16 protein-coding genes and 1 other RNA gene are annotated in these 20,681 nt (G+C 34.4%); all 17 read left to right on the top strand.

The window, feature by feature from the left end; all coding sequences use genetic code 11:
* Positions 1 to 351 precede the first annotated feature (351 nt).
* The 17 genes from rpoN (at position 352) to EQM13_RS12915 (ending at position 20,639) form a co-directional block, all read left to right on the top strand.
* On the top strand, positions 352 to 1,731 hold the full coding sequence (gene rpoN / locus EQM13_RS12995; RefSeq protein ID WP_128752929.1) for an RNA polymerase factor sigma-54: 1,380 nt from the start codon (positions 352 to 354) through the stop codon (positions 1,729 to 1,731).
* Between the two features lie 256 nt (positions 1,732 to 1,987).
* Positions 1,988 to 3,010: a sugar-binding transcriptional regulator gene (locus EQM13_RS12990; RefSeq protein ID WP_128752928.1), complete on the top strand. Its 1,023-nt coding sequence runs from the start codon at positions 1,988 to 1,990 to the stop codon at positions 3,008 to 3,010.
* A gap of 45 nt (positions 3,011 to 3,055) precedes the next feature.
* Positions 3,056 to 4,066: a type I glyceraldehyde-3-phosphate dehydrogenase gene (gene gap / locus EQM13_RS12985; RefSeq protein WP_128752927.1), complete on the top strand. Its 1,011-nt coding sequence runs from the start codon at positions 3,056 to 3,058 to the stop codon at positions 4,064 to 4,066.
* A gap of 89 nt (positions 4,067 to 4,155) precedes the next feature.
* Positions 4,156 to 5,349: a phosphoglycerate kinase gene (locus EQM13_RS12980; protein ID WP_071140013.1), complete on the top strand. Its 1,194-nt coding sequence runs from the start codon at positions 4,156 to 4,158 to the stop codon at positions 5,347 to 5,349.
* 12 nt (positions 5,350 to 5,361) lie between these two features.
* Positions 5,362 to 6,105: a triose-phosphate isomerase gene (gene tpiA / locus EQM13_RS12975; RefSeq protein WP_071140014.1), complete on the top strand. Its 744-nt coding sequence runs from the start codon at positions 5,362 to 5,364 to the stop codon at positions 6,103 to 6,105.
* A gap of 13 nt (positions 6,106 to 6,118) precedes the next feature.
* Positions 6,119 to 7,654 carry a 2,3-bisphosphoglycerate-independent phosphoglycerate mutase gene (gene gpmI / locus EQM13_RS12970; RefSeq protein WP_071140015.1) on the top strand — a complete coding sequence of 512 codons (1,536 nt, stop codon included), beginning with the start codon at positions 6,119 to 6,121 and terminating at the stop codon, positions 7,652 to 7,654.
* 1 nt (position 7,655) lies between these two features.
* Positions 7,656 to 8,948: a phosphopyruvate hydratase gene (gene eno, locus EQM13_RS12965; protein WP_114218499.1), complete on the top strand. Its 1,293-nt coding sequence runs from the start codon at positions 7,656 to 7,658 to the stop codon at positions 8,946 to 8,948.
* A gap of 118 nt (positions 8,949 to 9,066) precedes the next feature.
* Positions 9,067 to 9,294, top strand: coding sequence for a preprotein translocase subunit SecG (gene secG, locus EQM13_RS12960; protein ID WP_071140017.1), 228 nt, complete (start codon positions 9,067 to 9,069; stop codon positions 9,292 to 9,294).
* Between the two features lie 288 nt (positions 9,295 to 9,582).
* A complete protein-coding gene (locus tag EQM13_RS12955) occupies positions 9,583 to 10,350 on the top strand; it encodes an alpha/beta fold hydrolase (protein WP_128752926.1) in 768 nt (255 codons plus the stop codon).
* Position 10,351: 1 nt separating this feature from the next.
* Positions 10,352 to 11,977, top strand: coding sequence for a UDP-N-acetylmuramoyl-tripeptide--D-alanyl-D-alanine ligase (locus EQM13_RS12950; RefSeq protein ID WP_071140019.1), 1,626 nt, complete (start codon positions 10,352 to 10,354; stop codon positions 11,975 to 11,977).
* A gap of 17 nt (positions 11,978 to 11,994) precedes the next feature.
* Positions 11,995 to 13,152 carry a D-alanine--D-alanine ligase family protein gene (locus tag EQM13_RS12945; protein WP_071140020.1) on the top strand — a complete coding sequence of 386 codons (1,158 nt, stop codon included), beginning with the start codon at positions 11,995 to 11,997 and terminating at the stop codon, positions 13,150 to 13,152.
* A 79-nt stretch (positions 13,153 to 13,231) separates the two neighbouring features.
* Positions 13,232 to 15,346, top strand: a complete 2,115-nt coding sequence (gene rnr / locus EQM13_RS12940; protein ID WP_071140021.1) for a ribonuclease R — start codon at positions 13,232 to 13,234, stop codon at positions 15,344 to 15,346.
* A gap of 67 nt (positions 15,347 to 15,413) precedes the next feature.
* On the top strand, positions 15,414 to 15,875 hold the full coding sequence (gene smpB / locus EQM13_RS12935; protein WP_071140022.1) for an SsrA-binding protein SmpB: 462 nt from the start codon (positions 15,414 to 15,416) through the stop codon (positions 15,873 to 15,875).
* 13 nt (positions 15,876 to 15,888) lie between these two features.
* Positions 15,889 to 16,243: a transfer-messenger RNA gene (gene ssrA, locus EQM13_RS12930) on the top strand.
* A 240-nt stretch (positions 16,244 to 16,483) separates the two neighbouring features.
* On the top strand, positions 16,484 to 19,297 hold the full coding sequence (locus EQM13_RS12925; RefSeq protein ID WP_128752924.1) for a cation-translocating P-type ATPase: 2,814 nt from the start codon (positions 16,484 to 16,486) through the stop codon (positions 19,295 to 19,297).
* A gap of 16 nt (positions 19,298 to 19,313) precedes the next feature.
* Positions 19,314 to 19,964: a potassium channel family protein gene (locus EQM13_RS12920; RefSeq protein WP_128752923.1), complete on the top strand. Its 651-nt coding sequence runs from the start codon at positions 19,314 to 19,316 to the stop codon at positions 19,962 to 19,964.
* 15 nt (positions 19,965 to 19,979) lie between these two features.
* Entirely contained in the window at positions 19,980 to 20,639 is a 660-nt protein-coding gene (locus EQM13_RS12915) for a potassium channel family protein (protein WP_128752922.1), read from the top strand.
* Positions 20,640 to 20,681 lie beyond the last annotated feature (42 nt).

Raw genomic sequence — 20,681 nt, 5'->3', positions numbered from 1 at the left:
AATTAATTATATCATAAAGATATTTTTAAGTAAAGGAAATTACTTTTTTATCAAAATAAATCCGTTGCTGGAATATGTGAGAAATACATAATTATATTTAAACTATTAATTGTTACAAAAAATTAATAAATAGATCAAAAATTTTCTTGATTTAAATTATTATAATTTATTTCCTGTTACTACATTATTTTATAATTATTTTGAAAAGTATTGTTATCAATAGTTGTATGATATTTATTTTTATTGGAAAATAAATATTTTTGTGCTTTATGATACTATCTGGTATAATATAATTAAAGAAATAATATTTTAAATAAAGATTATTAATTGATTGATGGGGGAGAGAGCTTTATGAGATTAGGTTATGATTTAACTCTTGAACAAGCTCAAAAATTGGTAATGACGCCTGAGTTGAGACAGGCTATTCAACTGCTTCAATATAATAGTTTAGAATTAAATGAATATTTGGAAATCCAGATGGAATCAAATCCCATGCTGGAAGTAGCAAATAATTCTATTGAACATGAGAATATTGAAGAACTTGGGAAAGAAGCTGAGGATATTGATTGGAAAGAATTTCTTGGTAAATATGACGACATAAGTTATACGGAGCGAAGAGATAAAAATATTAAAGAAGTTACCTATGAAAATTTTATTAGTTATTCTCCATCTTTAAAGGAATATTTGTTATCTCAGCTGAATTTAACTAATATGGACGAGAAGGAAAAAAATGTAGGACAGTTTATAATTGAGAGCGTAGATGAAAACGGATACCTTGCCGTTTCATTAGATTCCATTGCTGAAGAATTGGGTGTTTCTTTTGAGTATGCGGAAAATGTTTTATTTCAAATTCAAACCTTTGACCCGGTAGGAGTAGGGGCAAGGGATTTAAAAGAGTGTTTAATTATTCAGCTTATAGATAGAAAGATTGAGGACCCAAATGTATTTACTGTCGTTGAAAACTATCTTGAGGATATCGCCAATAACAGAATGATGAAAATATCAAAGGAGTTAAACATTGATATTAAGGAAGTTCAAAAAATATGTGATGTTATCAGAAGTTTGGAACCAAAACCCGGCAGAGGGTTCGGCGGAAGTTCGGATAATATTAGATATATCGTTCCTGATATTACTCTTCAGCATGTGGATGGTGAATATATTGTAGTTTTAAATGATGTAACAGGACCCAGATTGAATATTAATAGCTTTTATAAGGAATTGGTATCTAAAACTAACGATCCTCAGATATCACAATTTTTAAATTCAAAATTGAATTCCGCTTTGTGGGTTATAAAAAGTATTGAACAGCGTAGAACGACAATATACAGAGTTGTAAAATCTATACTGAAATTTCAGTTGGACTTTTTTGAAAAGGGAGAGAAATTTCTTAAACCTCTTACCTTAAAAGAAGTTGCTGATGATATCGGAGTTCATGAGTCTACCGTAAGCAGAGCAACTAACGGAAAGTATATGCAAACCCCCAGGGGAGTGTTTGAATTAAAATATTTCTTTTCCAGTGGTGTAAGCGGAGAAAAGGGAGATGTTTCAGCGATTAGCATTAAATCAACCCTTAAGGATTTAATAGAAAATGAAAATCATAAAAAACCGTTGAGTGATCAACAAATATCTAATTTGCTTAAGGAAAAGGGTATCAGTATTTCGAGAAGGACTGTTGCAAAATATAGAGAGGAAATGAATATAGCTTCTTCATCTATGAGAAGAAGATTTTAGTAGGCCTGTAATTAAATATTACAGGCTTTATTTTATAACACATAGAAAAGCTCTGGTTTTATCACAAATTAATAATATTTTATTTCTGTAAAATAAGCTTGAAAAAATATATAAGGTATTTTATAATAAGATTGACGGTGGGACAATTATTACAATATAAGGGACATTTTAAGGCCCTAATCTTTACATTTTTGAATTATTAAAGGTTAATATATACATAATATTAGTGTTATATATACTAATAAGAGGTGTTCTTATGAATAGGCTGATTGAGACTGAAAAGAAAATAGTGCCGGAAATTTTAGAAATTATGGGAAAAAGATATGAAATATTAAAAATTATTTTTTATCATCAACCCATTGGAAGAAGAGCTCTTGCCAATGAACTTAAAGTTGGAGAAAGGGTTGCAAGAACGGAAGTTAATATTTTAAAAGAACAAGGGTTAATAAAAATTGAATCAATGGGTATGTATTTAACGGAGGAAGGAAAGCAGCTTTTAGATGATTTAAAGGGCGTCATCTATGAAATGAAAGGCCTTGACAATTTGGAAAGAAAACTGGAAAAGGCATTAAAGATAAAAAAAGCGATTATAGTGTCTGGAAATTGTGATGAGGATGAATTAGCTTTAAAAGATATGGGAAAAACTACTGCTATGTACTTAAGAAACATTATAAATGACAATCAGATTATAGGAATTACAGGTGGAAGTACTATGGCTTATGTAGCTGAAGGAATGCCTGATGAAAAGAAAAAGGAAGGAATAGTTGTAATACCTGCCAGAGGAGGACTTGGAGAGAGAGTGGAAACTCAGGCCAACATTATTGCCGCCAAATTGGCATATAAGCTGGGCGGAAGTTATAAACTTCTCCATATGCCTGACAATATAAAACAGGATGATTTAAAGGTTATGATTAAAAATCCGGAAATTAAAGAAATTATTGATATGATTAAAAAAATTGATATTTTGGTTTTCGGAATGGGAAGAGCAGACGTTATGGCAAGAAGAAGGAATCTTAAAGAGGAAACCATAAATGAATTATTGAGCAGAGGTGCTGTAGCAGAGGCTTTTGGGCATTATTTCGACATGAAAGGCAATATAGTAGGAGAAGCAACAACAGTAGGGCTTTCTCTTGCCGATTTTAATGGTATTGAAAATGTCATAGGAGTTGGCGGTGGGGAAGGTAAGGCAGAAGCAATAATTTCTATTTGTTCTTTAAAAAGTAACTTAGTTTTAATAACCGATGAAGGTGCAGGAAGAAGAATATTAAATTTGGTTTAAAACTGTTTAAAACAGTTTATTAATAAAAAACAAGGAGGAATTTTTATGACAATGAAGGTTGGTATTAGCGGATTTGGAAGAATAGGAAGAGATGTATTAAGAATTTATGCTCAAGAGGGCATAAAAGATTTTGATGTAGTAGCAATTAACGCTTCAGGTAATTTACCGGATTTAGCACATCTTTTTAAATACGATACTCTTTATGGAAAATTTAAAGGCACAATAGAAGTTGAAGACGATTATTTAATTTTAAATGGAAAGAAAATAAAGGTTGTTAATCACAGGAATCCTGAAGAAATTCCTTGGAAAGATCTTGGAGTAGAATTGGTAATTGAGTCTACGGGTGCATTTAGAGACAGAGAAGGAGCATCGAAACATCTAAAAGCCGGAGCTAAAAAGGTATTGATTACTGCTCCTGCAAAGAATGAGGATATTACTATAGTTATGGGAGTCAATGAAGAAAAGTATGATAAGGATAAACACAACATTATATCAAATGCTTCATGTACTACTAACTGCCTTGCTCCTGTTGCAAAGGTAATTCTTGAGAATTTTGGAATTAAAAAAGGTTTGATGACTACAGTTCATTCATACACAAATGACCAACAAATTCTTGATAAGAGGCATAAAGATCTTAGAAGAGCAAGAGCAGCAGCGGAATCGATTATTCCTACAACTACCGGAGCGGCAAAAGCTGTTGCATTGGTTATACCGGAACTTAAAGGTAAATTAAATGGTTTTGCAATGAGAGTTCCTACTCCTACAGTTTCTGTAGTAGATGTGGTGTTCCAAGTTGAAAAACCGACTACAACTGAAGAAGTAAATAAAGTACTTAAAGAGGCAAGTGAAGGCAAGATATCAAGATTCCTTGGATATTCAGATGAACCTTTAGTATCAGTAGATTATAAGGGAGATCCTCGTTCATCAATAGTTGACGGATTATCAACTATGGTTATTGACGACATGGTAAAAGTAGTTTCTTGGTATGATAATGAATGGGGATATTCATACAGAGTTGTGGATCTTGCAAGCTATATTGCAAATAAAGAAAAATAATTCTGATATTTAAAACCATTCCGGTTTTAGGTAAGCTAAAAAAGTTTTCCGTTAAAACCGGAATGGATTAATTATAACGAGGTGATCTTATGTTAAACAAAAAATCTATAAAGGATTTTGATGTTAGAGGAAAAAAAGTATTGGTTAGATGTGATTTTAATGTACCTATGGATGCAAATCAAAATATTACGGATGACAGAAGAATAGTCAGTGCTTTGCCTACAATAAGATACTTAATTGATAATGACGCAAAAATAATACTACTTTCCCACCTTGGAAGACCAAAGGGAGAGCCGAATCCAAAATATTCTTTAGCTCCTGTGGCTAAAAGGCTTTCTGAACTTGTGAGAAAAAATGTAATATTTGCACAAGACGATAAAGTAGTCAGTGACAAGGTAAAGAATATTGTATCAGAAATGAAAAACGGAGATATAGTTTTATTAGAGAATACAAGGTATAGAAAAGAAGAAGAAAAGAATGGAGAAGAATTTGCAAAGGAATTGGCTTCTCTCGGAGAAATTTATATAAACGATGCTTTCGGAACTTCTCATAGAGCTCATGCTTCTAATGTAGGATTATCGACTTATCTACCTTCCGGAGCTGGGTTCTTAGTTCAAAAGGAAATAGAAGTTATGGGAAAAGCATTGGAAAATCCCGAAAGACCATTTATAGCAATTCTTGGAGGAGCAAAAGTTTCTGATAAAATCGGTGTAATAGAGAATTTGTTAAATAAAGTTGATACTATAATTATTGGCGGAGGAATGGCATTTACCTTCTTAAATTCAAAGGGATATAATGTAGGAAAATCTCTTTTGGAAAAAGATAAAGTGGAATTTGCTAAGAAGTTAATTGCAAAGGCCGAAGAGAAGAAAGTTAAATTACTTCTTCCGGTGGACACAGTAGTCGGTAAGGAATTAAAAAATGATACCGAGTTTAAAACAGTTAATTCGGATGCTATTCCGGATGATATGATGGGATTGGATATCGGAGAAAAAACAATAAAATTATTTACCGATGAAATTAAAACAGCGAAAACTATAGTATGGAATGGTCCTATGGGAGTTTTTGAAATGGAAAACTTCAGCAAGGGTACTAATGCCATAGCAAAAGCAATGTCCGAGTCTGCTGCTGTAACCATAGTTGGCGGAGGAGATAGTGCTTCTGCTGTTGAAAAGGCAGGGTATGCAAATAAAATAACCCATATATCTACCGGAGGAGGAGCAAGTCTTGAGTTTCTTGAAGGGAAAGAACTTCCGGGGATTGCGGCTATAAGTGATAAATAGGAGGTCATTAATATGCGTCTGCCAATAATTGCTGGAAACTGGAAAATGAATAAGAATATAAAAGAAGCGTTGGAATTAGTTGAAATAATCAAAAATGGCGAGAAGAAAGATAGTGTGGAAGTAGTACTTTGTGTACCTTATACGGATTTGATCAGTGTGAAGGAAGCTTTAAAGGGAACCAACATTAAGTTGGGTGCTCAAAATATGCATTGGAAAGAATCAGGAGCTTTTACCGGAGAAATTTCTCCTTTGATGCTCAATGAAATAGGGGTAGATTACGTGATAATCGGTCACTCTGAACGAAGACAATATTTTAACGAAACAGATGATACTGTAAACAAAAAAATTAAATCAGCCTTAAATCATAATATTAAGCCGATAGTATGTGTAGGAGAGACATTAGAAGAAAGAGAAAAGGGAATTGAAGAAACTATAGTGGGAAATCAGATAAAGAAAGCTTTTGATGGAATAGAAGAAGAATCAATGGGAAAAATAGTTATTGCTTATGAACCCATATGGGCCATAGGGACAGGAAAGACAGCATCCAATGAGGATGCTAACAAAATGATAGGTTTTATAAGAAACACTATAGGAGAGATATATAGTGAAAAAACAAAGGATAAAATTAGAATACAATATGGTGGGAGTGTAAAACCATCCAACATTGCCGAATTGATGAAAGAAGAAGAAATAGATGGAGCATTGGTTGGAGGGGCAAGTCTGACAAAAGATTTTCTAAAGCTTATAAATTTTTGATGGAGGAGTAAATATGACAAAAAAATTAGTAATGCTTGCCATTTTGGATGGCTGGGGAATAGGGAAAAAATATGAAGGCAATACCCTTTCCCTTGCTAGACTTCCAAATTATGATAAGCTTTTGAAGGAATACCCCAATACTAAACTTAAAGCAAGCGGCTTAGCTGTTGGACTTCCTGAGGGACAAATGGGAAATTCGGAGGTAGGGCATTTAAATATTGGAGCGGGAAGAATTATATATCAAGAACTTACTGAAATCACAAAATCCATTGAAGATGGGGATTTTTTTGAAAAAAAAGAACTTTTGGAAGCAATAGACAATGTGAAAAATAATAATTCCAATTTTCATATAATGGGCCTGGTGTCTGACGGAGGAGTTCATAGCCATAATACCCATTTGTATGCAATTCTCAGGCTTCTTAAGGAAAAAGGTATTAAAAAGGTATATGTACATGCTTTTCTTGACGGAAGAGATGTTCCTCCCAAAAGTGGAAAGGCATATTTGGAACAATTAGAAGCTAAAATCAAAGAAATAGGAGTAGGGAAAATTGCTACTGTATCGGGAAGATATTATGCCATGGACAGAGACAAAAGATGGGACAGAACGGAAAAAGCATATAATGCAGTAGTGTTTGGGCAAGGCAAGGAGTTTTCCTCTGCCGCCAGAGCAATAGATGACTCTTATGATAATGGTGTGACTGATGAATTTGTTATTCCTTCAGTTATAAAAAAATCTGGTGAAGATTCGGTTACAGTAGAAAACGGAGATTCAATAGTATTTTTTAATTTTAGACCGGACAGAGCAAGACAGTTGACAAGAGCTATAGTTGATGAGGATTTCAACGGGTTTGAAAGAAAGAAAAAAGTAAATACTTTCTTTGTCACTATGACTGAATATGACAAGACGATTAAAAATGTTCACGTAGTTTATAAAAAAGAAGTTCCTGAAAATACTTTCGGTCAATATGTAAGTAAACTTGGATTTACTCAGTTGAGAATTGCTGAAACCGAAAAATATGCTCATGTTACTTTCTTCTTTAACGGAGGAAGAGAAGAGCCTTTTAAAGGAGAAGACAGAGCGCTCATTCCTTCTCCGAAAGTTGCAACTTACGATTTAAAGCCGGAGATGAGTGCAATAGAAGTATCAGAAGAAGTATTGAAAAGAATAAGAATGGATAAGTATGATTTTATCATATTGAATTTTGCAAATCCCGATATGGTAGGTCATACAGGTAGTATACCTGCTGCTGTGAAGGCTGTGGAAACTGTTGATAAACTATTGGGAGATATAGTGGAAGAAATAGTTAAGAGACAAGGAAAGATACTGATTACTGCAGACCATGGAAATGTGGAATGTATGCTGGATGAAAACAATACTCCCGTTACGTCTCATACCACAAATGAGGTTCCCTGCATAATCGTAGGAGCCGGCAATGTAAAGCTTCGTGAGGGAAAGCTTTGCGATATAGCACCTACATTGCTTGATATGGCTAATATTCAAATACCGAAAGAAATGACAGGCAAATCACTTATTTTGAAGGAGGATTAATATGAGTTTAATAACAGATGTATATGCAAGAGAAGTACTTGATTCCAGAGGAAATCCGACTATCGAAGTTGAAGTTTACACTGAGTTGGACGGCTTTGGAAGGGCAATAGTTCCGTCAGGAGCGTCTACAGGAGCTTTTGAAGCTGTGGAATTAAGAGACGGAGATAAATCAAGATATCTTGGAAAGGGAGTAACTAAGGCAGTAGACAATGTAAATGAGATAATTGCTCCTGAAATAATAGGCATGGATGTTCTTGATCAAGTTGAGATAGATAAAGCGCTTATTGAATTGGATGGAACGGAAAACAAAGGTAAACTTGGTGCGAATGCAACTTTAGGAGTATCCTTGGCTGCTGCAAGGGCTGCTGCCGATGAATTAGGATTACCTTTATATAAATACATCGGGGGAGTAAACGGTAAGGTACTTCCTGTTCCAATGATGAATATATTAAACGGTGGAAAGCATGCAGATAATAATGTAGACATTCAGGAGTTCATGGTAATGCCTGTAGGGGCACCGAATTTTAAAGAAGCGTTAAGAATGGGAGCAGAAGTTTTTCATAATTTAAAATCCGTTCTTAAAGGCAAAGGACTTAATACTGCAGTTGGTGATGAAGGAGGATTTGCTCCGAATTTAGAGAGTAATGAAGAAGCTCTTCAGACTATAGTGGAAGCTATTAAAAAAGCTGGTTATGAGCCGGGAAAAGATGTAGCTTTGGCAATAGATACGGCTGCTACCGAACTGTATGATGAAAAGAGAGATATATACAGACTGGCTGGAGAGGGAAAAGAGTATACAAAGGTAGAAATGATTGACTTCTATGAAAAATTAGTTGGAAAATACCCGATTATATCTATTGAAGATGGATTGGCAGAGGAAGATTGGGACGGTTGGAAGCTTCTTACTGAAAGACTTGGAAAGAAGGTTCAGCTTGTAGGAGACGATTTATTTGTAACTAATACGAAGAGAATCCAAAAAGGTATTGATCTCGGAGTAGCAAACTCTGTGCTTATTAAACTTAATCAAATAGGAACTTTGACCGAAACTTTAGATGCTATAGAATTGGCTAAGGTTAATGGTTATACAGCCGTAGTATCCCATAGGTCGGGAGAAACTGAGGATACCACTATAGCTGATTTGGTAGTGGGAATTAATGCAGGCCAAATAAAAACAGGTGCACCTTCAAGAACAGATAGAGTTTCGAAATATAATCAGCTGTTAAGAATAGAAGATGTTCTTGCAGACATATCAGAATTTAGAGGGGAAAAAGCTCTTTATAGCGTAAAAAGATAGTAGGCCTTAGGCCTTACTATCTTTTTATGTGACTTACTATTGCTTTTATAAACGGGCTATGTTAAAATAATAATGTTTAAAGGGGAAATTATATAATTTTATTTTGGAGGTGGAATTAATGAATACTTTTCTATCGATATTGGTATTAGTGGTAGGTATTGTATTGATTGTAGCCGTAATGTTGCAGCCCAGTAAATCCGAAGGATTAGGGGCAATAGGCGGAGGAAATACAAGTACATGGGGAAAGAATAAAGGCAGAAATTTTGAAGATACTCTTAAGAGAATAACTATAGTTTGTGCTGTTATATTTATGGTATCTTCTTTAATACTTGCATCTCTTCAATAGATATAAAATTAAATTCGAATCATAGAATTATATTCTCAGCAATATTAGCGGTAGTGATTAATTTCCTACTGCAATTTGTTTTTGCATAAAAGTGGAAACTATTAATTTTAAATTTTTACATATAAAAGCCGGCAGAGGGAAAATTCTACCAGCTTTTTTAAATATATTATATAATTTTATAGTTATAAGAATTATGGTTTTAAAAAATGCGATTATTTGTTATAATCATATAGTATGAGATAATATTATTATTTAAGGGAATTAATTTATGAGGAAGGTACTACATATATGATCATAGATATAGACGGTCTTAATATTAATTATGTTGTTGAAGGGGAAGGCTTTGAAGTTTTACTTCTTCATGGGTGGGGATGCAGTATTGAAACTGTAATGCCCATATTTAATCTGTTAAAAAAAAATTTTAAGGTCTATGCAATAGATTTTCCCGGGTTTGGTAAAAGTGATGAGCCAAAGGAGGTTTTTAGCGGGGAGGATTACGCAAAGATAGTATATGATTTTATGAATAAGTTAAAAATGAGAAAGGTAGTGATTATAGGCCATTCTTTTGGCGGGAAAATATCGATAATACTTGGAAGCAAGTATAAAAATATTATAGATAAGATAGTTTTAATTGATAGTGCTGGATTAATTCCTAAAAGAACTGTAAAGTATTATATAAAGGTTTATAGTTTCAAGATATTAAAATTATTGTATAAGTCATGTTTTTCCTGGGGAAATAAAGATAAGGCAATGAAAAAATTTCAGGACAAATTTGGCTCGGAGGATTATAAAAATTCATCGGGAATTATGCGCCAAATTTTTGTTAAAGCTGTTAATGAGAATTTTGAATATTTATTAAGAGATATAGAGGCACCTACTTTAATCATTTGGGGAGAGAAGGATACGGCGACTCCTCTTTATATGGGAGAGAGAATGAAAAGGGAAATAAAGGATAGTGGATTAGTAGTTTTTGAAGGAGCAGGACATTATTCTTATATTGAAGATTTTAGAAGATTTTCAATTGTTTTAAATGCCTTTTTACTGGGAGGTAAATGAAATGGTTAGTATTTTGGTTTTTTTGGTAGGAGTAATTGTAATTCTTAAAAGGGGTAAATTTTTTCTTCATATGCTTCAGATTGAAGGATATAAAAACAAACAATTTATTAAATGGATGAATAGTTCATCGAGAGTATACCCGAGAAAAGTTAGAGTATCTGTTTCTGTTCTGACTTTTTTTACGGCAGTGTATATTTTTTTATCAATATTTTTGAAAAATAATTACCTATTATACGGATACCTTGTAATATGGATCATATTTATGGATTATTCGGTTCAATGGAAAGAGGAAGAAGTAAAAAAAGAGTTGGTATTTACTAAAAGAGCAATGAGGCTGTATGTAAGTTTGATTTTTGTAGATCTGATTGAGATAGGAATTATTTTAGCTGTATTTTTTATGACGGTAAATAACAGACAATACTACTTTCCTATTATTTTATTTGCAGAGACACTAATATATTACTTTCAACCATTGAATATTATTCTCGGAAATATGATAGTAGAACCGATAGAAATAAAAATTAACAGACATTTTTATTTAAAAGCACAGGCGAAAATAAAATCTTTAAAGAATTTAACTTCAATAGGTATAACAGGAAGTTTTGGGAAAACCAGTACTAAATTTATAGTTGCCACAATACTTGAAAAGAAGTTTAAAACTTTAAATACTCCGGAAAGCTATAATACGGCTATGGGTATAAGCAAGGTTATAAACAATGATTTAAATGAAGATTACGAAATATTTGTTGCAGAAATGGGAGCAAGAAATATTGGAGACATAAAAGAACTGACTGAACTTGTTCACCCTAAAATAGGGATAATCACTTCAATAGGAGAAACTCATCTGGAGACATTCCTAAATTTAGAAAATATAATGAAAACTAAATATGAGCTTATAGAGGGGCTTCCGGCGGATGGAGTGGCCATATTTAATTATGATAATGAATATGTTAGAAAGTTAGCCGATAAGACATTTAAGGAAAAATTGCTTTATGGTCTTGGAGATTCCGAAAAATTGGATTTATATGCTACGGATATAGAGATATCTGAGCTTGGTTCATCTTTTAACATTAACGATAAAGACGGAAATAAGATAAGATGTACAACGAAGTTATTAGGGAAACACAATATATATAATATATTGGCAGGAGTCGCGGTTGGAAGAGTCTTGGGATTGTCTTTTGAAGAAATAAGGGATAGAATTGAAGAGATTCAACCAGTTCCACACAGATTAAATATAATTACCCCTAGTACGGGAATTATAATAATAGATGATGCTTTTAATTCAAATCCTATTGGGGCAAAAGCGGCTTTGGATGTTATCAGCCAATTTAAAGAAGGCAAAAAGATAATAGTTACTCCCGGAATGGTAGAATTGGGAGAAAGAGAAGAGGCTGCCAATAAAGAGTTTGGAACTCAAATAGGCAAGGTTTGCGATTATGTAATTTTGGTGGGAGAAAAAAGAACAGAACCAATATATAGAGGATTAATGGAATTTGGATATACAAAGGAAAATATTTTTGTTGTAAATGATTTAAATGAAGCTACGGATCAAATCCAAAAAATAGTTAAGCCTAAGGACATTGTACTTTTTGAAAATGATCTGCCTGACAATTATAATGAATAGATATAGGAGGGAAATAGATGAAAAAAAAGGTAGCAGTTATATTTGGCGGAAGAAGTGTTGAACATGAGGTGTCGGTTATAAGCGGACTTCAGGTACTTGAAAATATAGATGAGAGTAAATATACAGCTGTCCCGCTCTATATAAATAAGGAAGGTAAATGGTTTACGGGGGACAGTTTGAGAAAATTTAAAAATTATAAGGAAAATAATTTGAATGATTTAAAGGAAATAGTAGTTGTTCCCACAAATAATGATTATAATTTATATACACAGCCTGAAAGTGTCGGATTGTTTGGGAAAAAAATTATAGAGAGTGTTGATGTTGCTTTTCCAGTTATCCATGGAACAAACGGAGAAGACGGAACAATTCAGGGAGTTTTTGAATTAATGAATATTCCTTATGTTGGTGGCGGAGTATTGTCTTCAAGTGTTGGAATGGATAAGGTACTTATGAAGGATGTGTTTAAAGCAAATAACCTTCCTGTAGTAAATTATGTCTGGTTCTATAGATCTATGTGGGAAGAAAATAGAAATGAAATAATAAATAATATAAAAAATAAACTTGAATTTCCTCTTTTCGTAAAGCCCGCTAATTTAGGTTCAAGCGTGGGGATATCTAAAGCAAAGGATGAGGACAGCCTGATAAGTGCTATTGAAATTGCTGTAAGATATGATAGAAAGATAATTATAGAAAAGGCCGTGGAAGAACCCAGAGAGATTAACTGTGCAGTTATGGGATATGAAGATAATGTGGATGTGTCATTATGTGAAGAACCCCTGGGCTGGAAAGAACTTTTATCCTATGAAGATAAATATATAAAAAGCAATATAAAAAACAACAAAACCGAAAAAAGAAGGATACCTGCGGATTTGGAAGATGTAATAAGAGCCGAAATCGAAAAGATAGCTAAAAATGCTTTCCAAGTAATAGATGGAAGAGGAAATGCAAGAATAGATTTTCTCCTTGATAAAAATCAGAAGATCTATATTAATGAAATCAATACAATGCCCGGGTCTATTGCTTATTATTTATGGGAAGGGAAAGGATATTCATTTAAAACCTTGATTGATAAAATGATTGATATAGCTTTTAAAGCACATGATGATAAAAATAAGAATATGTATTCTTATAATGAAGATCTATTTAATAAAATACAATTTGGGGGTAAAGCATAAAGATTAAAAATGGTTCATAAGGGGTAACCTATAATATGAAAAAAATATTGAATGCTCAGGCAATATATTGGAGGAAAATATGAGTATAAGAGATAATATTATAGATCTGATGAGAGAAAAACTGTATAAACCCATGCTTAAGGAAGAACTTGCTGAAGTTTTTGAAATAGGGAGGAAGGAACTAAAAGTTTTTTATAAAGTAATAAACAGCATGGAAAAGGAAGGAATAATAGTTAAAACAAGAAGCGACAGGTACGGACTTCCGGAAAAGATGAATCTTGTAGTAGGGATACTTGACGGAACGGAAAAGAAATTTGGCTTTGTAGTGCCTGAAGAGAAAGGCGAAGAGGATATATTTATACCTGCAGACAGTATTAATGGAGCTCTCAACGGAGATAAAGTAATTGTAAGAATAACAAGAAAAAAAGATGAAGATAAGAGAGAAGAAGGAGAGATAATAAGAATATTAGAAAGAGCCAATAAGGAGATTGTCGGAACATTTGAAGACAATAAAAATTTTGGCTTTGTTGTTCCCGATGATCGAAGAATAAATGTGGATATATTTATTCCCAAGGCCTATATCAACGGTGCTAAAACAAACCAAAAGGTAGTTGTGGAAGTACTCAGCTGGGGTGATTACAGAAGAAGTCCCGAAGGAAAAATAACGGAAATATTAGGATATACGGGAGAAAAGGGAACGGATATCCTTTCTATAATTAAACAATATAAATTACCGGAAGAATTTCCGAATAACGTAATATCTCAGGCCCAAGCTATCCCTCAAGAAATTGAAGAAAGAGAGATAGGAAGAAGGCTGGATTTAAGAGAGAAAAATATTTTTACAATAGACGGAGAAGATGCAAAGGATTTTGATGATGCGGTATCCGTAGAGAAGATGAATAATGGAAATTTTTTGCTTGGAGTTCATATTGCGGATGTAACTCATTATGTAAAGGAGAATTCTCCTTTGGATAAGGAAGCGTTGAAACGGGGAACAAGCGTGTACTTAATTGACAGGGTAATTCCTATGCTTCCGTTGGAACTTTCCAATGGAATATGCAGTTTGAATCCGAATGTTGATAGGCTTACTTTAAGTGTATTTATGGAAATAGATAATAATGGCAACATAGTTGATCATAAAATACAGGAGAGTGTTATAAGAAGCAAGAGAAGATTAGTTTATGATGATATTTCGGATTTGCTGGAAAAAGGTGAAGAACATATAGTCAGGGAGTATAAAGATATATATGAAGATTTAAAGAACATGGAAAAGTTATGCTACATACTAAGAGATAAGAGAGAACTCCGAGGAAGTATAGATTTTGATTTTCCAGAAGCAAAGATAATATTAGACGATGATGGAAAGCCTGTTGATATAAAAAAAGATGATAGAAGAATAGCTAATAGAATAATAGAGGAGTTTATGCTTGCCTGCAATGAAACCGTAGCAGAAGATATGACATGGGCAGATATTCCCTTTGTGTACAGAATACATGAAAATCCGGATTCGGAAAAGATAGGTGATTTTAATAAATTCATACACAATTTTGGATACAATTTAAAGGGCAATCAAGAAATTCATCCAAAAGAACTTCAGGAATTGTTAAAAAAAATTGAAGGCAAAAAAGAGGAAGCATTAATTAGCAATTTGATGTTGAGATCCCTGAAAAAAGCCAGATATAGCAACAAAGCCGAAGGACATTTTGGTTTGGCTGCAAAATATTATTGCCATTTTACTTCCCCTATAAGGAGATACCCCGATTTACAGATTCATAGAATAATAAAAAGTTATATAAACGGAAGATTGACCCCTGACAAAATTCAATATTTAGAAAAAAGGCTTCCGATGGTTGCGGATCAATCCTCGGGAATGGAAAAAATAGCTGATGAAGCGGAAAGGGATGTAGATGATTTAAAGAAAGCCGAATATATGTCTAAAAGAATAGGAAGTGTTTATGAGGGAATGGTTTCATCTCTCACCCACTTTGGAATGTTTGTTCAATTGGATAATACTATTGAAGGTTTAATTCATTTTAGCAATATGGTAGATGACTATTATTATTTTGATGATGATAAATATTGTATTGTAGGGGAAAGAACTCATAAAATTTATAGAATCGGAGATATGGTAAAAATTAAGGTAATTGGTGCAGATGTCGTAAGAAGGTCAGTAGATTTTGTTTTAACAGATTAAAGAAGTTGACAGACTGAAAAAAAGTTGTTAAACTGTAAAATGGACTATAGAAGTTGTGGTGGTAAATATGAATAAAGAAAATATAAAGATAGTTGCAACAAACAGAAAAGCAAGACATGAGTATTTCGTGGAAGATACTTTTGAAGCCGGCATTGCTCTTACGGGAACAGAAGTAAAATCTGTAAGACAAGGAAGGATGAACATAAAAGATAGCTATGCTATTGTAGAAAATGGAGAAGTATTTGTTTACAGCATGCATATTAGCCCCTATGAACAAGGAAATATTTATAATGTAGATCCTATGAGAAAAAGAAAGCTTCTTCTTCATAAAAGAGAAATCAGAAAATTATCTTCCCTTATAATGCAAAAGGGGTATGCGATAATTCCTTTATCGGCTTATCTTAAGAATGGACTGGTGAAAATAGAATTAGCCGTAGCAAAAGGTAAAAAACTGTATGACAAAAGAGAAGATATTGCAAAAAAGGATGCTGAAAGAAGGATTCAAAGACAGGTTAAAGAAAGATATTGATTTTATATTATTTGGGGGCGAATTTGGTTTCGACAGGGATATAGAAGCGGAAATAGCGAGTCGTTGTCGCCAAACAACGTTAAAAATGGCAAATTAAAATTAAACGCAAACGATAATAATTACGCTTTAGCTGCCTAGTTAGACAGCTCGTCTTATCCAAAAATCCCACGATTTGGAATAGGGCGTCAACGTAGTGGGGAACCGAGCCCTACAAAGCTTTGAGTAAGGAACGGAAATAATGAAGCTACCAAAGCCTGAACCCTGTCAGTAGGGGTCTTGCCGAGGGAATATAAAAATACTGACTGCACTCGGAGAGGTTTCTGTGGAAATATTTTTGGACGTGGGTTCGACACCCACCGCCTCCACTACCCGAATCCACAATAAAATGTGATAATGAACGGTGAAAAAGTCCAGCGGTGCTGGGCTTTTTCCTATGGAGATCATGCACTTTATTGTGGTATTAAATTAATGATGTAATTAATTTAATTTGTGGTATAATAAAACATGTACCTTATTTTGAAATGTCGAATTTTTAAATATATGATAGAATATGGTTAAAAGAATATTTACTTTTTTATCTATCATTAAAGGGAGGGTTGACAAAACAATTGGATAAAGATACAGCAAATATTAGAAAAGATATTTATAAAATTTCAGTTGATGAAGTTTATGAGGCATTAGGAACAAGCCCTCAAGGATTAACGCAGGCTCAAGCCGAACAAAGGCAGAAAGAAGAAGGAAAAAATCTTATTGATGAGAAGAAAAAAGAGTCTACTATACTTATTTTCCTTGCAAGTTTCACCCATTTAATGGCTATCTTACTATGGGTTGGAGGTGCAGTAGCTTTTGTGGCTGGTATGCCTCAATTGGGAATCGCCATTTGGTTAGTAAACATTATTAACGGTGTTTTTAGTTTTTGGCAGGAATATCGTGCCGGTAAGGCAACAGATGCATTGAAGAATATGCTGCCTTCATATGTGCGAGTTATTCGTGACGGAAAAGAAGAAAAGATTTTAGCTGAAGATCTAGTTGTCGGTGATATAATTTTATTAGAAGAGGGCGATAAGATTTCCGCGGATGCTAGATTAGTTGGATGCAATGATTTACAAGTCAATCAATCGACACTTACCGGTGAATCGAATCCGGTTTCGAAGATAAATGATTCTATATTAAAGAATAATTTAACAAGAGCTGAAATTCCTAATTTAATTTTTGCAGGAACCAGTGTTTCCGCAGGCAACGGGAAAGCCGTAGTCATAGAAATTGGGATGAAAACCGAATTTGGAAAGATTGCAGATTTAACTCAAAATATGAAAAAAGAGGATAGCCCATTACAAAGGGAACTGAATCGTCTGACAAAGCAAATATCGATTATTGCTATTGCTTTTGGAATTTTTTTCTTTGCTGCGGCATTATTTTTAGTAAAAGAACCTATGGCTTCTTCATTTATATTTGCTTTAGGTATGGTCGTTGCCTTTATACCCGAAGGATTACTCCCAACAGTTACATTGTCCCTTGCTATGGCTGTACAACGTATGGTCAAACGAAATGCATTAGTAAAAAAACTTTCTTCTGTTGAGACATTGGGAAGCACTTCTGTTATATGCACTGATAAAACCGGTACTTTAACACAAAATGAAATGACAGTTAATCATTTATGGCTGGCAGGAAAGGAATATGAAGTTACGGGTGTTGGATATGAGCCTAAAGGTGATATTTTAAAGGACGGAAAAAAATTTGTGGCTGACGATGATGAAGATATGAAGCTTTTATTAACAGCTGCAGCTTTATGCAGCAATGCCCGTCTATTGCCGCCGGATGAAGAATCTCCGCGATATACTGTATTAGGAGATCCGACAGAAGCCTGCTTAGGTGTTGTAGCCGAAAAAGCAGGTATTGATGTACAGGAACAGATAAGAACGACTCCGCGTTTAAGAGAATTGCCCTTTGAATCACGTCGTAAAAGGATGACGACAATTCACCAATTGAGCGAGCCTGTTGAAGGTACTGTACGTATTGCATACGTAAAGGGAGCACCTAAAGAGGTAATGAAATTAAGTGAATCTATCCGCATAAACGGTGAAGTTCAACCTATTACGGAAGAAATGCGTGCAGAAATTATGAAAGCAAATGACGGATATGCTCGTGAAGGGTTACGTGTGTTGGCAGTTTCCTATCGTTTACTTCATAAAGATGATGATATTCCAAAGGCTATGAGTGCCTATACTCCCGAAATTATTGAGCATGATCTGGTGTTTGTGGGGTTAATTGCAATGGCTGATCCTCCACGTCCGGAAGTAGCGGCTGCCGTTGAAGAATGTCATCATGCCGGTATTCGTATCATCATGATTACCGGAGATTATGGTTTAACTGCCGAAAGTATTTCAAAACGTATTGGAATTGTAAAAGGTACTAATCCTCGGGTGGTATCAGGATTGGAGCTGGAAGAACTTTCAGACGAGCAATTAAAGGAATATTTAAAGGATGAAATTATTTTTGCTCGTGTGGCACCGGAACAGAAATTACGTGTTGTATCCAATCTGCAGGAAATGGGTGAAGTTGTTGCTGTAACAGGGGATGGCGTCAATGATTCTCCGGCTTTAAGAAAGGCAAATATTGGGGTTGCCATGGGTATTGCTGGGACAGATGTGGCGAAGGAAGCAGCAGATATGATTTTGACGGATGATAACTTTGCTTCTATTGTTCATGCTATTGAAGAAGGTCGTGCTGTTTATAGTAATATTCGTAAGTTTCTGTTGTATATTTTGAATTCAAATATGCCGGAAGCTGTGCCTTCTGCTCTGTTTCTGTTTTCTCGTGGAGCTATTCCGTTGCCGTTGACAGTAATGCAGATTCTTACGATTGATTTAGGTACCGATATGTTGCCTGCATTAGGTTTAGGAACTGAAAGGCCTGAAAAGGGAGTTATGGACCAACCGCCGCGAAATCAAAAAGAGCCGTTACTAACTAAAAAATTAATAATGAAAGCTTTTTTATGGTACGGATTATTGGGCTCTATTACTTCCACTTTTTCTTATTTCTTTGTCAATATGGAAAACGGCTGGCCGGCAGTGCCTCTTGCTCGGGGAATTGATCCGGTATATATCAAAGCGACTACTATGACTCTTGCGGCTATTGTCTTTAGTCAAATCGGAGCTGTGTTCAATTGTCGTACAGAAAAGCAGTCTGTCTTTAAAGTTGGATTATTCAGTAATAAACAAGTGAACTTTGGTATTATCTTTGAGGTTGCATTAATTATTGCATTGGTTTATTTACCACCACTCCAATCCGTTTTTCATACTTTAGGACTGGATTCGTCAGATTGGCTTTTACTTTGTGTTTGGCCACCGCTGATCTTGTTGATTGAAGAAGTAAGAAAAGCATGGAGTTACAGAAAAAATGCCAAGAACTATCAAAAATAATAGAGGGGTGAACGGCATGAAAGTTATTGTAGTAGGTTTAGGAAGAATGGGTATAGGCCTGTCACTTGATCTTGTAAAAAAAGGTCATCAGGTAACAGTGATTGACTTGAACCCTGAAACTTTTAAAAAGTTGGGGAAAAATTTTAACGGCTTGAAAATAGCCGGTATCGGCTTTGACCGAGATGTATTAAAAAAAGCTAAAATAGACCAAGTAGATGCTATAGTAGCATGTACGGCAAGCGACGAAGCAAATGTTGTTATTGCAAGGATAGCAAAAAATATTTATCGTGTGCCTTATGTGATTGCACGGCTCTATGATCCCAGAAAGGCGGATATTTATCATCGAATAGGGATTCAAACCATTTCTACGACAACTTGGGGAATTGAAAGGGCATCAGAGATTTTATCATATCGTCAATTAGACAGCGTATATGAAATAGGAAATGGGAATGTGAATATAGTACGCGTTGAAGTACCGTCTCTGTTAGTTAATCGTACCGTAAATGATTTAACGGTTATTGGTGAAATCCATATGGTTGCCATTAATCGTAATAATAAAACTTTTATTCCAACAACCGGGACCAAGTTGAATGCAGAAGATATCCTCTATATTTCGGTCATTTCTTCTGCCGCTAATAAATTGAGATCAATGTTGGGATTAATATAAAAAGGAGGAATTAGTGTGAAAGTCATAATTGTAGGTGGAGGTCAAGTCGGAGCCTACCTTGCCTCCTTATTATCATCTAATGGTCATGAGATACGTATAATTGAAAATCGTGAAAATATATATAAAAATTTGCAGAAGGAACTGCCTAATGAAATGCTGATTTTCGGCAATGGTTCGGATCCTGAAGTAATGGAAAAAGCAGGCATTGATTCGGCTGATGTAGTAGCTGCCGTTACCGGAGCTGATGAAACTAATTTGGTGATTTCTACTCTTGCCAAAATGGAGTTCGGCATACCAAAGGTAGTTGCCCGCGTTAACAATCCTAAAAATGCTTGGCTGTTTAACAGTACAATGGGTGTGGATATAGGCGTTAACCAAGCAGAACTGATATCGTATTTCGTGGTAGAAGAAATGAATATGAAGGATATGTTTACGATTTTAAAGCTCGGCCGCGGAGATTATTCCATAGTTCAAATGAAAGTTCAAAAAAATGCTAAGGCTGCCGACCAATTGTTAAAAAATCTGTCTATTTCGAGTAAAACGGTACTTATTGCGATTATCCGAAATGAATCCGTATTGATTCCAAAGGGAAACACACAAATTTTAGCTGATGATGGTATATTGGCATTGACAGACGAAAATGGCCGTAAAGAATTGAAGAAAATTTTCAGCTAAACCAAGACGCAAGACGTGGGCAAGACGTGGGGACGTTTCATT

It is taken from the genome of Acidilutibacter cellobiosedens (assembly GCF_004103715.1).
Classification (GTDB): domain Bacteria; phylum Bacillota; class Clostridia; order Tissierellales; family Acidilutibacteraceae; genus Acidilutibacter; species Acidilutibacter cellobiosedens.
Note: the sequence above shows the minus strand (reverse complement) of the source record. Positions and strands in the feature narration are given on the sequence as shown.